Origin of the sequence: Brevundimonas basaltis (assembly GCF_014202075.1) — a bacterium.
Taxonomy (GTDB): Bacteria; Pseudomonadota; Alphaproteobacteria; order Caulobacterales; family Caulobacteraceae; genus Brevundimonas; species Brevundimonas basaltis.
This window is the reverse complement of the sequence record NZ_JACHFZ010000002.1, coordinates 11823-25411: the sequence shown is the minus strand read 5'-3', so window position 1 is coordinate 25411 and position 13589 is coordinate 11823. Positions and strand designations below refer to the sequence as shown.

Sequence of the window (13589 nt, the reverse complement as noted above, 5' to 3'; positions counted from 1 at the left end):
GCGGTTCCTCGGATTCAGAATACAGGGGCGGCGCCGATGACGCCGCTCAGATCTCCGGGCGCGCCGTTCAGCCGCCCGTCGTCCGGCTGCACATAGCCCGCGAGCACGAACAGCTTCAAGCCGCCTGCGGCGATGAGCGGGTCGGCGGCGAGGCCGCCTTCGCCGAGGCGCTGGACGATACGGGCGTCCGTCCACGGACTGTCGGTGACCCAGAAGGTGCGATCGTCGCCGGTCGGCCCCGGATCGACGGGCTGGACCAGCACGGCCCGGGGCAGGCCGTGGCCGTGGTCCGGCAGGGCCCCGACCACCCGCAGACGCGGCTCGGCCAGCAACCGCCCCCACCAGCCGGAGGCGCCCGTCAGGTCCATGAGCGCTCGCCCGCCGTTGCGGGCTGCGATCAAGGCCGCTTCGGGGGTCCCGGCGATCCGCGCCGTCAATCCGAACCGGTCCGAGGCCAACACCTGGCTGGCGGGACCCCAGACAGTCAGAGCCGGGCCGCTCGCCGAATCAAGCCGGCCCAGAAGGCAGCGGACGGCCGCCGTCGCCGGGGGCGACAAACCCTGAAGGGCGCGGCGCAGGGCGATCGCCTCGATCTCGGGCGTCGGGTGGGGACCGGCGGCGAGACGCGCTCGCACGGCCTCAGCCACCGCGCGGTCCAGCGCCTGCCGCTCGGCGTCGGGCTCGGGGGTGTTCAGCATCAGAACAGCTTCGGCGCGGGCGCGAGCGCGAACGGCCCCAGCCAGGTGCGGCCGTCGTTGAAGATCAGCACCAGATCCATCGGGCGGTCGCCCTGGACGCCGGCGGCGGCCGCGGCGCCGGCCGCTCCGACCCGGTTCACGGCCCCCGAGCGCGACCCCGCCAGGCCGGCGATGGCCTCGCCCGGACGTTCGGCGGTCAGCGCCAGCCGACCCTCCAGCCGTCCGTCCTCGCGGGCCCACAGGGCGTCGCTGGACAGGCTGGCGCTGCTGTCGCCGGCCTGCAGCCGACCCTTGATCGCCGTGAAGCGGCCCCCGGCTTCCGTCCAGTGGGCGAACACCCCGGCGCTGTCGACCCCACGCAGCCGGCTGGCCTGTTCGATCGTCGCCTCGACCTCGGCCGACAGCCGGCCCTCGCGGGTCGCGCCCTCCACCGGACCGCCGGCCCGTCCCCGTCCGTCTGTCAGCCGGAACAGCACGTCCATCTCGTCCGTCGCCGCTTCGCCGTCGGTCAGATGGGGCCGCGCATAGAGCTCGACCCGTTCCGCCGAGGCGAGGGGGAAGGGGTCGGCTCCGGCCACGGGCGTGAAGGTCGGCCGCGCCAGTTCGACCCGGAGGTCAGGAAACCGGTCGCGCAAATGGCTGATGCTCATCCGCAGCGCCTCGCCCTCGACCGCCACCTGTCCCTTGCCGGCGCGGGTCATGACCAGGCCGTCCGGCGCCAGGATCACCCAATGGCCGGGATTCCACGCGCTGGCCTCGGCCACCAGTCTGGCGGCGGCGACGCCATGGCCCGACGGGGCCACGATGTCGGCGGCTGGGAAGGCGACCCGGGTCCGGAACGGCCAGCCGCCGACCGTGACCGGCTCGTGCGACACCTGCCAGCCCTCACCCCTCAGGGCCTCGACCTGGGCCGTCAGCCGGGTCTCGACCTCGCCCGCCAGCCAGAACCACCATCCGGTCCAGGCGGCGAGCAGGACGCCCACGATCGCGAACGGAATGACGAGGCCGCGGCGGGAGTGACGGGCAGGGGTGTCGTTCATGGGCGCTCCTTATCAGAAGACAGGAACGCACCAACCTGCTCGACGGCTTCCGCCAGACCCATCCTTTGCACCTCGGTCCCCGGCGGCAGGCTGCCGAACAGCCGGGTGGGGGTGGCGGCGTCGAGCATCACGAACACCCCCTTGTCGTCGGCCCGGCGGATCAGGCGTCCGAAAGCCTGTGCGATCCGGGCTCTGGTCAGGGCGTCGTCGAAATTTCTGCCGCCCGCGCCCTCGCCGCCGAACCGCGCCCGCCGCGCCTTGTGCAGAAGGTCCGGGCGCGGCCACGGCGCCCGGTCGAAGGCGAGGATGCGCAGCGACCGCCCCGGCACATCGACCCCGTCCCGCACCGCATCGGTGCCCAGCAGGCAGCTGTCCTGCTCGGCGCGAAACACATCGACCAGCGCCCCCACCTCCAGCGGATCGACATGCTGGGCGTAGAGCGGGATGCCGTGTTTCGCCAGATCCGGCCCCAGTCGCTCATAGACCGCCTTCAGCCGCCGGATGGCGGTGAACAGGCCCAGACCCCCGCCGCCCGCCGCCAGGAACAGCTCGCGCATCGCCGCCGCGGTCTGGCGCGCGTCGTCCTTGACCAGGTCGTTGACGACGATGACCCGGGCGTTGGCCGCATAGTCGAACGGGCTTTCGACCTTCAGCGTCCGCGCCGGCTCGATCAGCCGCGCCGCGCCGGTGCGCAGCCGGGCCATGTCGAACGGATCGTCCGAGTTCGGATCGGACAGGGTGGCGCTGGTCACCAGCACGCCGTGGGCGGGCACGATCACCGCCGCCTCCAGCGGCACCGTCGGGTCGATCCAGTGCCGCCGCAGGGCCACGTCCATGATCCGCCCGAACGCCGCCTCGGCCGACAGCCAGTCGACGAAGTCCGGGTCCGGCTCGTCCGACGCAACCTCCAGCGCCGCCAGCATCGACCGCCAGCCGGGCAGGGTCATCCGCGCCCGCCGGTCCAGCCCGCGCAACGCTCCCTCGATCCGCGACCGCTGCGACCCGTCCAGCTCCGCCGCCTCGTCGTCGAGGATGTCCTCCAGGTGCCGGGCGAGGGCCAGCAGCGGCGCCTCGACCGCCGCCAGCGCCTGCGCCGCCTCCCGCGCCGTCTCCAGCACCGGATCGGTCACCGGCCTGAGCGCGCATTCCATGCCGAACTCGACCCCCGACCCGGCCGCGTTCTCGCTCGTCCGTGCACGGAGCTGCTCCAGTCCCGCCAGCAGAAACCGTTCGATCGGCCCCACCGGATTGACCTCGCCCGAGGCCGGCGCGATCCGCCCGGACACGCCTTCACCCGGCAGCTGCGCCGCCGCCCGCACCGCATCCTGCAACGCGTTCGTCGCGGCCTCGCTATCGGCGCACAGGTCGCCCAGCCGCTGCTCCAGCCCGCGCCCGCGCCGCCCTCTCCCCTCCGGCCCCCGGATCCAGCGCCGCAGCTCGGCCGCCTCCTGCCCGGAGAGACACGCCGAAAAGGCGCTGTCGGCGGCGTCGAACAGGTGGTGCCCCTCGTCGAACACGATCCGCTTCAGCGCCGCCGTCTCGCCGTCCTGCTTCAACCCCCGCGCCGACCGCGCCCCGTCGAACGCCGCCTGGGTCATCACCAGCGCATGATTGGCCACCACCAGATCGGCTCGGCGGCTGGCGCGGATCGTCTTCTCGACAAAACAGGTGCGGTAGTGGGGGCAGGCGGCGTGGACGCATTCGCCGCGGCGGTCGACCAGATTGGCCGCGCTGGCCTGATGGCTGGGCCCGACCGCGAACAGCCCGGGCAGCCAGCCCGGATAGTCCCCGCCGGTCATGTCGCCGTCGCGCGAGTGCATCGCCCAGCGGCTGGCCAGGGCCATGCCGATCAGGTCGCCGTTGCCCAGCTGCGCCGCCTGCACCATGTCCTGCAGGTTCAACAGGCAGAGGTAGTTCTCGCGTCCCTTGCGGACCACGGTCTTGCGTTTGCGTTCGGCCGGGTCGGGCCACAGCGCCGCGCTCTCGCGATCGATCTGACGCTGCAGGGCGCGGGTGTAGGTCGAGACCCAGGCCGCCCCCTGGTTGCGCTCGGCCCACAGCGACGCCGGGGCCAGATAGCCCAGCGTCTTGCCCGTGCCGGTCCCCGCCTCGGCCAGCAGCATGCGCGGCCGCCCCTCCTCGTCGCGGGGCGAGAAGGCGAAGGCGGCTTCGGCGGCGTAGTCGGACTGGGTCGGCCGGGTCTCGTCCAGCCCCGAGGCCTGCAACAGCTTGTCCAGCCGGATGCGGGCGCTCTCGGAGTCGACCGGGGCCGAGCCGGCCTCGCCGCGCGGGGCCTCGTCCTCCCACTCCGCCAGCCGCGACCAGGCGTCCAGCCCGCTCCCGCGATGCTGTCTTTCCCGCACCGGCTGATGCTGAAGGGCGCCCAGCACCCGCCAGCCCCATGCCCATCCGGCGCGGGCCAGTGTCTCCGCCAGGGTGAAGGCGGCCTCGCGATCGGGGTAGGTCGGCTCGGCCAACTCCCTCAGCAGGCCGTCCGCCGCCCGCCGCAACGCCTCGGCCTGGGCCTCCGCGCCCCTCGGCTCGGCCTGGCCCATGGCCAGGGCCAAGCCGCTCGGCGACGGGGCGCAGAACCGCGCCGGCCGCACGAAGGCGAACAGCTCCAGTACGTCCAGCAGGTCGGTCGACCGCGCCGGCGGGGCGATCCCCAGCCGCCGCGCCGTCAGGCTGGCGTGGGCCACCAGCACCGGCCCCGTGGTGAAGGCCCCCTCGGCAGCGCCCCGCCCGATCTTCCGCGCGCCCGCCTCATCGCAGATCGCCCCCGCGCCCGGCGGCACGGCCAGCGCCGCCGGCAGCACGAGCCACGGCTCGGCGCCGGTCAGGGCAGGGGAGGCGGTGAGGGTGGAGACAGTCACCCGCGTTAGATAGCCGGTCCCGTCGCGAAACGGAACGGGAACATCAGCTCACAGCGCGTTGACCGGAAGCTTCAGGAACCGCTTGCCCGAGGGCTCGACCGGCGGCAGGTCCCCGGCGCGGATGTTCACCTGTAGCGAAGGCAGGATCAGCTTCGGCTTGCCGAGCACCGTGTCGCGCGCATTGCGGCGGGCGACGAAGTCCGCCTCGCTGACTCCGCCGCCGACATGGATGTTGGCGCGGCGCTCCTCACCCACGGTCGTTTCCCAGGCGAAGTCGGTGCGGCCGGTTTCCGGCAGATAGTCGTGGCCGACGAACAGTCGCGTCTCGTCCGGCAGCGCCAGGATGCGCTGGATCGAGCGGTACAGGGTCGCCGCGTCGCCGCCGGGGAAGTCGGCCCGGGCGGTGCCGTAGTCGGGCATGAACAGGGTGTCGCCGACAAACACCGCGTCGCCGATGTGATAACTCACACAGGCGGGCGTGTGGCCGGGCGTGTGGATCACCTCCACCTCCAATTCGCCGATAGCGAAATGCTCGCCGTCGGCGAACAGATGGTCGAACACCGCGCCATCGTCGGTTACGTCCGTGGCGTCGAACAGCGGGCCGAAGACCTTCTGCACCTCGGTGATGCGCCCGCCGATGCCGATGGCCGCGCCGGTCTGTTCGCGGATGTAGTGCGCCGCGGACAGATGGTCTGCGTGAGCGTGGGTCTCAAGGACCCGGATCACGCGCAGACCCTGCGCCGCCGCAGCCGCCAGCATGTCGTCCGCGCTGGCGGTTGAAGTGCAGGCGGACGCCGGATCGTAGTCCAGCACAGGATCGATGATCGCGGCGTCGCTCGAGTCAGGATCGCTGACCAGATAGCTGATGGTGTTGGTGGCCTTGTCGAAGAAGGCCTGGATGGTCGGTTGCATGTTGTGCCTCCGTGGCTGTGGCGGACAACATATTAGGTATTGCTAAATTAGCAAGTCTGCATATATTCCGACCCATGATCGACCTGAACTCCATCGACTTCGCCCGGTTCGAGGCCAGCGCCACTCGCGCGGCGGCCCTGCTCAAGGCCCTGTCCAATGAAAAACGGCTGATGATCCTGTGCCAGCTCGGCGACCGGGAGCTTCAGGTCGGGGCGCTGCGGCCGCTGGTCGGCCTGTCGCAGTCCGCCCTGTCCCAGCATCTGGCCCTGCTGCGCGAGGAAGGCCTCGTCGCCGCGCGGCGCGAGGGCCAGGCCGTCTTCTACCGCATCGCTGATCCGGCCGCGGTCCGCGTGATCGCCACCCTCGCCGAAATCTACTGTTCCCCCTCCCCGGAGTAAGCCTATGACCGCCGTTCTCACCCCCCTGTCGCCGCGCGACGTCGCTGATCGCCTCAACACCGGCCGCGCCGTGCTCGTCGACATCCGCGAGCCGGACGAGTTCGCCCGCGAACATCTGCCCGGCGCCGTATCCGCGCCCCTTTCGACCTTCGAGCAGGCAAATCTCGGCATCGAAGCCGGGCGCGATGTCGTCTTCATGTGCCGCAGCGGCGCGCGCACGGGCGCCCATTGCGAGCGCCTGGCCGCCCGCATCGACGGGGCCGCCTATGTGCTGGAGGGCGGCCTCAACGGCTGGAAGGCGGCCGAACAGCCCGTCACCGTCGACCGCAAGGCGCCGCTGGAATTGATGCGTCAGGTCCAGATCGCCGCCGGCGGCCTGGCGCTGCTCGGCGCCCTGCTGGCCTGGCTGGTGCATCCGGCCTTCGTCGCCCTGTCCGGCTTCGTCGGCGCCGGCCTGCTCTTCGCGGGAATCAGCGGCTTCTGCGGCATGGCGCGGATGCTCGCCGTCATGCCGTGGAACCGGCTGCGGGCCGCCTGAACGTGGACCCGGCGCTGTGGACCTTGGGCGCGGCCGCTCTCAGCGGCGCCGTGGTGGGCCTGTTTCTGGCCGTCTTCGGCGGCGGCGGGTCGGTGCTGGCCGCCCCGCTGCTGCTCTATTTCGTCGGCGTCAGCGATCCCCACGTGGCCATCGGCACCTCGGCCGCGGGGGTGGCGCTGAACGCCATCACGGGACTGACCGGCCATGCCCGCGCCGGACGGGTCAAATGGCCATGCGCGAGCCTGTTCGCCGCGACGGGCGTGCTGGGCGCCCTGGCCGGCTCGACCCTCGCCAAACGGGTGGACGGTCAGAGCCTGCTGCTGTTCTTCGCCCTCGCCATGGTGCTGATCGCCCTGTCCATGCTGCGCAAGCCGCGCAGCGAGGGAGACGCCGCGGTCCGTCTTGACCGCCGCCTCACCCTGCGGCTGGCCCCGATGGGGCTCGGCGCGGGCTTCGCCGCCGGCTTCTTCGGCATCGGCGGCGGCTTCCTCATCGTGCCGGGATTGATGGCGTCCACCGGCATGACCCTGCTGCATGCCCAGGCCTCGTCCCTGCTCAGCGTGGCGGTGTTCGGCGCCTCAACCTCGGCCAACTATGCGGTTTCCGGTCTGGTCGACTGGCCCGTCGTGGTCGCCATGGTCGTCGGCGGCGTCTTCGGAACCGCGCTGGGACTGCCTATCGCACGCGCCCTGGGGGACAGGGCCGCCCTCGGCCGACGCCTGTTCGCCGGCCTGATCATCCTCGTCGCGGTCTACGTCGCCGTCCGCGCGCTGGGTGGGTGAAACGGAACGGGAACATGCTATAGGCGCGATGTGACGCCGCCCACCGTTCCCGCAACGCTTCCGCCTCTCTTCGCCGACTGGTTCGCCTCGCGCGGCTGGGCGCCTCGACGGCACCAGCTGGAAATGATCGCGGCGGCCCAGGCCGGCGCGCACGCCCTGCTGGTCGCCCCGACGGGCGGCGGCAAGACCCTGGCCGGCTTCCTGCCCAGCCTGATCGAACTGGCCGAGCGGGGGCCGAAGCCCGCCACCGGACCCGGCTCCGGTGTCCACACCCTCTACCTGTCCCCGCTCAAGGCCCTGACTACCGACGTCGAACGCAATCTGATGATCCCGATCCGCGAGATCGGGCTCAACATCCACGTCGAGAGCCGCACCGGCGACACCAAACAGTCGAAACGCCAGCGTCAGCGCGACTTCCCGCCCGACATCCTGCTGACCACCCCGGAACAGCTGGCCCTGTTCTGCGCCTGGGACGGCGCCCGCAGTTATTTCGCTGACCTGCAATGCGTCGTCCTCGACGAGGTCCACGCCATCTGGAGCGGCAAGCGCGGCGACCTGCTGAACCTCGGGCTGGGCCGATTGCAGACGTTCGCGCCGGCGATGCGGCGGGTGGCGCTGTCGGCGACGGTGGACGACCCGGACATGATCGCCTCGTGGTTGGCGCCCGGAAATCCTCCCCACACGGGGGAGGGGGACCGCGAAGCGGTGGAGGGGGCCGGCCGCACACTCCCCCCTCACCATGCTACGCATGGTCCCCTCCTCCCGGTGGGGGGAGACCCGGTAACCATCATCCGCGGCGACCCCGGCGCCCCGCCCGTCATCGACGTCCTCGTCTCCGAGGGCCACGTTCCATGGGCGGGCCACACGGGCCGGCACGCCATCCCCGAGGTCTACGACGCGATCCGCCGCGCCGGCATGACCCTGATCTTCGTCAACACCCGCTGGCAGGCCGAATTCGTCTTCCAGCAGCTCTGGGCCATCAACGACGACGACCTGCCCATCGCCCTGCATCACGGCTCGCTGGCCGCCGAACAGCGCCGCAAGGTCGAGGCGGCCATGGCGCGCGGCGATCTGCGCGCCGTGGTCTGCACCTCGACGCTCGATCTCGGCATCGACTGGGGCGACGTCGATCTCGTCATCCAGCTGGCCGCCCCCAAGGGGGCCAGCCGTCTGGTCCAGCGCATCGGTCGCGCCAACCACCGCCTCGACGAACCCAGCCGCGCCCTGATGGTCCCCGCCAGCCGCTTCGAGATGCTGGAATGCCAGGCCGCGCGCGAGGCGGTGGCCGAGAACGCCTTTGACTGGGAGCCGGTCCACACCGGCACCCTCGACACCCTGGCCCAGCACGTCATGGGCTGCGCCTGTTCCGAGCCGTTTGCCATGGACGATCTGTATGCGGAGGTGTCCGCCTGCGGCCCCTATCGCGGCTTGACGTACGAGCAGTTCGAGGAAGTCGTCGATCTGGTCGCCACCGGCGGCTACGCCCTGCGCACCTACGAGCGCTTCGCCCGCATCGTCCGCACCCGCGACGGCAAATGGAAGGTGCGCGACGCCCGGACCGCCCAGCGCCACCGCATGAACGTCGGCGCCATCGTTACGGCGGCGACCCTCAACGTCCGCGTCGCCTCGCGCCGGGGCCAGCGCCTGATCGGCGGCCGCAAGGTCGGCGAGGCCGAGGAGAGCTATTTCGAGCCCATGGTCCCCGGCGACACCTTCATCTTCGCCGGCCAGGTTTGGGCCTTCCAGGCCATCGCCGGCATGGACGCGCTGGTCACCCACGCCCAGGACAAGGACCCCAAGATCCCCTCATGGGGCGGCTCGAAATTCCCCATGTCGACCTCCCTCGCCGACCGCGTCCGCGCCATGATCGAGGACCGTGACCACTGGCGCGTCCTGCCCCCCGATGTGCAGGAGTGGCTGGAGCTGCAGGAAGAGAAATCCGCCATCCCCGACGCGGAGACCCTGCTGGTCGAGACCTTCCCGCGCGGCAGCCGCCACTTCCTCGTCGCCTATCCGTTCGCCGGCGGTCTGGCCCACGGCACCCTGTGCATGCTGCTGACCCGCCGCCTCGACCGGCTCGGCGTCGGCCCGCTCGGCTTCGTCGTCACCGACTATTCGCTGGCCATCTGGTCGATCAAGCCCATGGACGGCCTCGACCTCGACGCCCTGTTCGAGCCCGACATGCTCGGCGACGACCTCGAGAGCTGGCTGGAGGAGAGCTTCATGATGAAGCGCACCTTCCGCAATTGCGCCCTGATCTCCGGCTTGATCGAGAAGCGCCAGCCGGGGAATGAGAAGACCGGCCGGCAGGTGACCTTCTCGACCGACCTGATCTACGACGTGCTCCGCCGCCATCAGCCCGACCATCTGCTGCTCAAGACCGCCCGCGCCGACGCCGCCGCCGGCCTGCTCGACGTCGCCCGCCTCGGCCAGCTGCTCCAGCGCATCCAGGGCCACATCCGGCACATGCATCTGGAGCGCCCCTCGCCCTTCTGCGTCCCCGTCCTCGTCCAGATCGGCCGCGAGCGCGTCGGCGGCGGCCAGGCGGCCGAGATGATCCTCGACGCCAGCGCCTATGGCTTCGACGAGGCCGACCTGATCGCCGAGGTCATGGGCGAACCCTCGGCCGAGGCGGCCCAATGAACGCAGCCCTCAGACAGGCCCTGTCCCCCGCCCGCTGCCCCAGCGGCGGCCTGCGCGTCTCCATTGAGGGCGAGCCCTGCGTGCTGCGCTGTTCCGGCGCTCTGTGGGTGTTGAATCACCGCACTCTGATCGCCGCCGACCTGCATCTGGAGAAGGGCTCGGCCTTCGCCGCCCGCGGGCAGATGCTGCCCCCCTACGACAGCCGCGCCACACTCGACCGGCTCGAGGCCGAGATCGAGGCCCTGCGCCCCGCGACCGTCATCCTGCTCGGCGACAGCTTCCACGACTCGAAATCCGTCGCCCGCATGGCCCCCGACGACGCCGCCCGCCTGCACCGGCTCGCCGCCGGCCGCGACTGGATCTGGCTCGAAGGCAACCACGACATCGCCGCCCTCGCGGACAGCGTCGACGCCCTTCCCGGCGAGGTGGTCGAAACCCTCTCCCTCGGCGCCCTGCGCCTGATCCACGAGCCCCAGCCGGGCGAGCGCCCCGGCGAGATCGCCGGCCACCTCCACCCCGCCGCCCGCGTCGCCGCCCACGGCCGCGGCGTCCGCCGCCCCGCCTTCGTCACCGACGGCCGCCGCGCCGTCCTCCCCGCCTTCGGCGCCTTCACCGGCGGGCTGGATGTGAGAGACCCCGCCATCGCCGGCCTGTTCGCTGAGCCGCCGCTGGCCGCGGCGCTGGGCCGCGACAAGGTCCACGCGCTGGCGTGGGAGAGGCTGGGCTAGCCCGATCCAGTGAGAGCGGACCGCTTCTCCGCCGCAAGCATCGCTCCCGACGCCCCCTCGATCCGCGCCTCCAGTTCCCCCATGAATTCCGCCCGCTTCAGCCCCCCCGGGATCGCCGGCAGGAACTCATAGACCACCGTCCCCGGATAGCGCCGGAACCCGTGCGCCGGCCAATGCACGCCCGAATTGGTCGCCATCGGCACGCACGGACAGTCCAGATCCCGGTACAGCGCCGCGATGCCCGGCTTGTAGTCCGCCGGCGCGCCTACGGCCGCCCGCGTCCCCTCCGGAAAGATCAGGATCTGCCGCCCCTCGGCGAACCGGCCGCGCGCCTGTTTGACCATGTCCTTCAGCGCCTTGGAGTGCGCCGAGCGGTCGACCGCGATCATCCCGGTCTTCCACGCGAACCAGCCGAAGAACGGCAGGGGCCGCAGCTCCTTCTTCATGATGAAACAGTTGTCCGGCAGCACCGCGAACGGCGCGATCACGTCCAGCATGCTCTGGTGCTTGCCGGCGATCAGGGCGGCGCCGGTCGGCCGGTGCTCCAGCCCCCGGAACTCGACCTTCACCCCCGCGATCCAGCGCAGGCCGAACAGCACAAACCGGGACCAGCCCCGGATCACCCCCATGGCGTAGCGATGCGGCAGCAACAACGCCGGCGACAGGCCGACGGCGAACAGCACCATCGACAGATAGAGCCACAGCACGAAGACGAGCGAACGGATCGTGGTCACTCAGGCGGCCTTCTTGGCGACCGGTTCCCCGGCCTCTGCCGCCGGTGTCTCATAGGCGCCGCCGCCGACCAGCGCCCGGCCGAGCGCCGCCAGATATTTCATGTATTCCAGCGTCATCCGCCGCGCCGCTGCCGCCGCCCGCCACCAGCCCGCGTCGTCCAGCGACGGCGTCTCGACCGCATAGGGCGTCAGCTCCACCCCAGGCGCCGCCGCCCGGATCTCGGTCAGGGCGCGCGGCATGTGATAATCCGAGGTCACCACGATCAGGCTGTCATAGCCCTTGGCGTCGGCCCAGGCGGCGATCTCCTGGGCGTTGCCGATGGTGTCTTCGGCCTCGAAGCCGAGATCGACGCAGCAGTTGAACAGCCGGTTCGAACCCGGCGTCAGGGCGCGCAGCTCCTGGCGCCGCACCTCGCGATTGACGCCCGAGATCAGCACCCGCTGGCCCTTGTCCTGCTCCAGCAGGCGGATTGCCGCGTTGACGCGCTCGGCCGACGGCCCGGTCAGGGCCACGATGGCGTCCGCTCGCGCCGGCTCGGCGGCCGGCGTATAGCCGCGCACCCGGTCGGCGAAGGCGAACAGGCCGACCCCCCAGATCACGACGATTATGGCGATGAAGGTCAGAAACTTCATGGCGTTAACCTAGCGACCGCCCCTCAGTCGCGCCAGCGCTGTGATCCGCGCCGCGACAAGCGCCACCGTAGCGGCCAGCAGCGGACATGGCGAGAGCATCAGCACGTCGCCCCAGGTCACCGGCAGGGCGGGCGTCACGCCGTCCGCGCCGCCGAGGAACCGCGCGCCCGCGACCAGCCCCATGGCGACGACCGCCCCGGCCGCCCCCGCGCCGGCCGCCAGCAGGGCGTAGCGGGTCTGATAGAGGCCGGCGATGCGTCCGTCCGAGGCCCCGTTCAGGCTCAGCGTCTCGATCACCGTCCGCTGCGCCGCCATCCCCGCCTGGGTCGCATAGACGATGGCCGCCCCGGCCCCGCCCGCCGTCAGCAGGAAAGCGGTCAGGGCGAGGAGGGTGATCAGGGCCGCCGACCGCTCGACCTCGCCGCGCCACAGGCTGTGATCGTCCACCGTGGCGTCGACGCCGGCCTCGGCCAGGGCCCGGCTCAGGCTGACCGGACTGGCCGGCGCCTCCGGGTCGAGCCGCACGGTGACCAGATGGGGCAGGGGCAGATCGGGCAGGACGGCGTCTCCGACCCACGGCCGCAGCAGGGCCTCGGCCGTCTTGCGGTCCATGGCCTCCGCCTCGTCGACCCCGGTCACGCCCGCCAGCGTCTGCGCCGCCCGGGCGGCCGCCTCGGAGCCCGTCTCGTTGACGCGCGGCCGGACCTGCACTGTCGCCTCGGCGCGCAGCTGCCGGACCCAGCCGTGCGCCGCCCGGTCCGCCGCCACCGCCCCGACCGCCGACAGACAGGCGAGGAAGCACAGCACCGCGATCACGGCCGCCAGCCACGGCTCGCCGCCGCCGTCGCGCGGCAGGATCGGCGCCCGGCGCGGGATCCAGCGCCCGATCATGTTCCGCCGCCCAGCAGCCGTCCGCCCTCGAGCCGCAGCGCCGTCGCCCCCGAGGCCGCCGCCAGCGCCTCGTCATGGCTGGCGATCAGCACCGTCGTCCCCAGCCGGTTCAGCGACTGGAACAGTTTCAGCAACCGCTCGCCCATGGCCGCGTCGACGCTGCCGGTCGGTTCGTCGGCGAGGATCAGTTCGGGCCGCGTCACCACCGCCCGGGCGATGGCCAGCCGTTGCTTTTCGCCGCCCGACAGGGTCGGCGGCCGGTCGTTCATCCGCTCGCCCAGCCCGACCCAGTCCAGCATCTCCTCCACGTCCTCCGCCCAGCTCTCCCGCCTGACGCCCGCCAGGCGCAGCGGCAGGGCGACATTGTCGAAGGCCGACAGATGATCCAGCAGCCGGAAGTCCTGGAACACGACCCCCATCCGCCGCCTGAAAACGGGCAAGGCCGCCCGCGGCGCCTCCCCCGCCGCCTCGCCGAACAGCGCCAGCGCCCCCGCCGTCGGACGCCGGGCGAGGGTCAGCAATTTCAACAGCGTGGACTTCCCCGCCCCCGACGGCCCGGTAAGGAAGTGGAAAGAGCCCGCGGGCAATATGAGGTTAACGTCCCGAAGCACGTCCGGGCCGTCCGCATAGCCGAAGCTGACGCCCGAGAGGCGGACGGTCTCGGTCGCGGAGTCGGTCAAGGCGGCGCGGCGGGGCTGAACGGGCATCTATTTTGGGTC

General features: G+C 71.8%; 13 protein-coding genes. 5 read left to right on the top strand and 8 right to left on the bottom strand.

Features of this window, described 5'->3' with window-relative positions; genetic code table 11:
• Positions 1-14 precede the first annotated feature (14 nt).
• From HNQ67_RS04575 to HNQ67_RS04560, 4 genes are read right to left on the bottom strand one after another with little or no spacing between them, the layout of a single operon-like run.
• Entirely contained in the window at positions 15-698 is a 684-nt protein-coding gene (locus HNQ67_RS04575; protein ID WP_183252858.1) for a hypothetical protein, read from the bottom strand.
• On the bottom strand, positions 698-1738 hold the full coding sequence (locus tag HNQ67_RS04570; RefSeq protein WP_183252855.1) for a DUF2125 domain-containing protein: 1041 nt from the start codon (positions 1736-1738) through the stop codon (positions 698-700). Before HNQ67_RS04570 ends, HNQ67_RS04575 begins: the two co-directional genes overlap by 1 nt.
• The gene (locus tag HNQ67_RS04565) at positions 1735-4611 is read right to left on the bottom strand and encodes an ATP-dependent DNA helicase (RefSeq protein ID WP_343054814.1); all 2877 of its coding nucleotides are present in this window, start codon (positions 4609-4611) and stop codon (positions 1735-1737) included. The genes HNQ67_RS04570 and HNQ67_RS04565 overlap by 4 nt, the downstream gene beginning before the upstream one ends.
• Positions 4612-4659: 48 nt before the next feature.
• Entirely contained in the window at positions 4660-5523 is an 864-nt protein-coding gene (locus tag HNQ67_RS04560) for an MBL fold metallo-hydrolase (protein WP_183252853.1), read from the bottom strand.
• A gap of 74 nt (positions 5524-5597) precedes the next feature.
• Between HNQ67_RS04560 and HNQ67_RS04555 the strand changes: the two genes are divergently transcribed.
• The 5 genes from HNQ67_RS04555 to pdeM are packed head-to-tail and all read left to right on the top strand — an operon-like array spanning position 5598 to position 10612.
• Positions 5598-5921 carry an ArsR/SmtB family transcription factor gene (locus HNQ67_RS04555; RefSeq protein ID WP_183252851.1) on the top strand — a complete coding sequence of 108 codons (324 nt, stop codon included), beginning with the start codon at positions 5598-5600 and terminating at the stop codon, positions 5919-5921.
• A 4-nt stretch (positions 5922-5925) separates the two neighbouring features.
• A complete protein-coding gene (locus HNQ67_RS04550) occupies positions 5926-6459 on the top strand; it encodes a rhodanese-like domain-containing protein (protein WP_183252849.1) in 534 nt (177 codons plus the stop codon).
• Positions 6435-7241, top strand: coding sequence for a sulfite exporter TauE/SafE family protein (locus HNQ67_RS04545; protein WP_425486333.1), 807 nt, complete (start codon positions 6435-6437; stop codon positions 7239-7241). The genes HNQ67_RS04550 and HNQ67_RS04545 overlap by 25 nt, the downstream gene beginning before the upstream one ends.
• A 30-nt stretch (positions 7242-7271) precedes the next feature.
• The gene (locus HNQ67_RS04540) at positions 7272-9884 is read left to right on the top strand and encodes a DEAD/DEAH box helicase (protein ID WP_183252847.1); all 2613 of its coding nucleotides are present in this window, start codon (positions 7272-7274) and stop codon (positions 9882-9884) included.
• Positions 9881-10612, top strand: a complete 732-nt coding sequence (gene pdeM / locus HNQ67_RS04535; RefSeq protein ID WP_183252845.1) for a ligase-associated DNA damage response endonuclease PdeM — start codon at positions 9881-9883, stop codon at positions 10610-10612. Before HNQ67_RS04540 ends, pdeM begins: the two co-directional genes overlap by 4 nt.
• Here pdeM and HNQ67_RS04530 read toward each other — a convergent pair.
• Genes HNQ67_RS04530 through HNQ67_RS04515 form a run of 4 tightly spaced genes read right to left on the bottom strand, consistent with a single transcriptional unit; the run spans position 10609 to position 13577 of the window.
• Complete coding sequence (locus tag HNQ67_RS04530) at positions 10609-11346, bottom strand: 1-acyl-sn-glycerol-3-phosphate acyltransferase (RefSeq protein WP_183252844.1); 738 nt, start codon at positions 11344-11346, stop codon at positions 10609-10611. The two genes, pdeM and HNQ67_RS04530, sit on opposite strands and share 4 nt — an antisense overlap.
• Entirely contained in the window at positions 11347-11979 is a 633-nt protein-coding gene (locus HNQ67_RS04525) for a YdcF family protein (RefSeq protein WP_183252842.1), read from the bottom strand. It abuts the gene before it with no gap.
• A 9-nt stretch (positions 11980-11988) separates the two neighbouring features.
• Complete coding sequence (locus tag HNQ67_RS04520; protein WP_183252840.1) at positions 11989-12870, bottom strand: cell division protein FtsX; 882 nt, start codon at positions 12868-12870, stop codon at positions 11989-11991.
• Entirely contained in the window at positions 12867-13577 is a 711-nt protein-coding gene (locus tag HNQ67_RS04515; RefSeq protein WP_183252838.1) for a cell division ATP-binding protein FtsE, read from the bottom strand. The genes HNQ67_RS04520 and HNQ67_RS04515 overlap by 4 nt, the downstream gene beginning before the upstream one ends.
• Positions 13578-13589 lie beyond the last annotated feature (12 nt).

Coding starts and splice junctions, on each gene's coding strand:
- HNQ67_RS04575 (WP_183252858.1), bottom strand. CDS start 698: ATGCTGAACACCCCCGAGCCCGACGCCGAGCGGCAGGCGCTGGACCGC.
- HNQ67_RS04570 (WP_183252855.1), bottom strand. CDS start 1,738: ATGAACGACACCCCTGCCCGTCACTCCCGCCGCGGCCTCGTCATTCCG.
- HNQ67_RS04560 (WP_183252853.1), bottom strand. CDS start 5,523: ATGCAACCGACCATCCAGGCCTTCTTCGACAAGGCCACCAACACCATC.
- HNQ67_RS04555 (WP_183252851.1), top strand. CDS start 5,598: ATGATCGACCTGAACTCCATCGACTTCGCCCGGTTCGAGGCCAGCGCC.
- HNQ67_RS04550 (WP_183252849.1), top strand. CDS start 5,926: ATGACCGCCGTTCTCACCCCCCTGTCGCCGCGCGACGTCGCTGATCGC.
- pdeM (WP_183252845.1), top strand. CDS start 9,881: ATGAACGCAGCCCTCAGACAGGCCCTGTCCCCCGCCCGCTGCCCCAGC.
- HNQ67_RS04525 (WP_183252842.1), bottom strand. CDS start 11,979: ATGAAGTTTCTGACCTTCATCGCCATAATCGTCGTGATCTGGGGGGTC.
- HNQ67_RS04520 (WP_183252840.1), bottom strand. CDS start 12,870: ATGATCGGGCGCTGGATCCCGCGCCGGGCGCCGATCCTGCCGCGCGAC.
- HNQ67_RS04515 (WP_183252838.1), bottom strand. CDS start 13,577: ATGCCCGTTCAGCCCCGCCGCGCCGCCTTGACCGACTCCGCGACCGAG.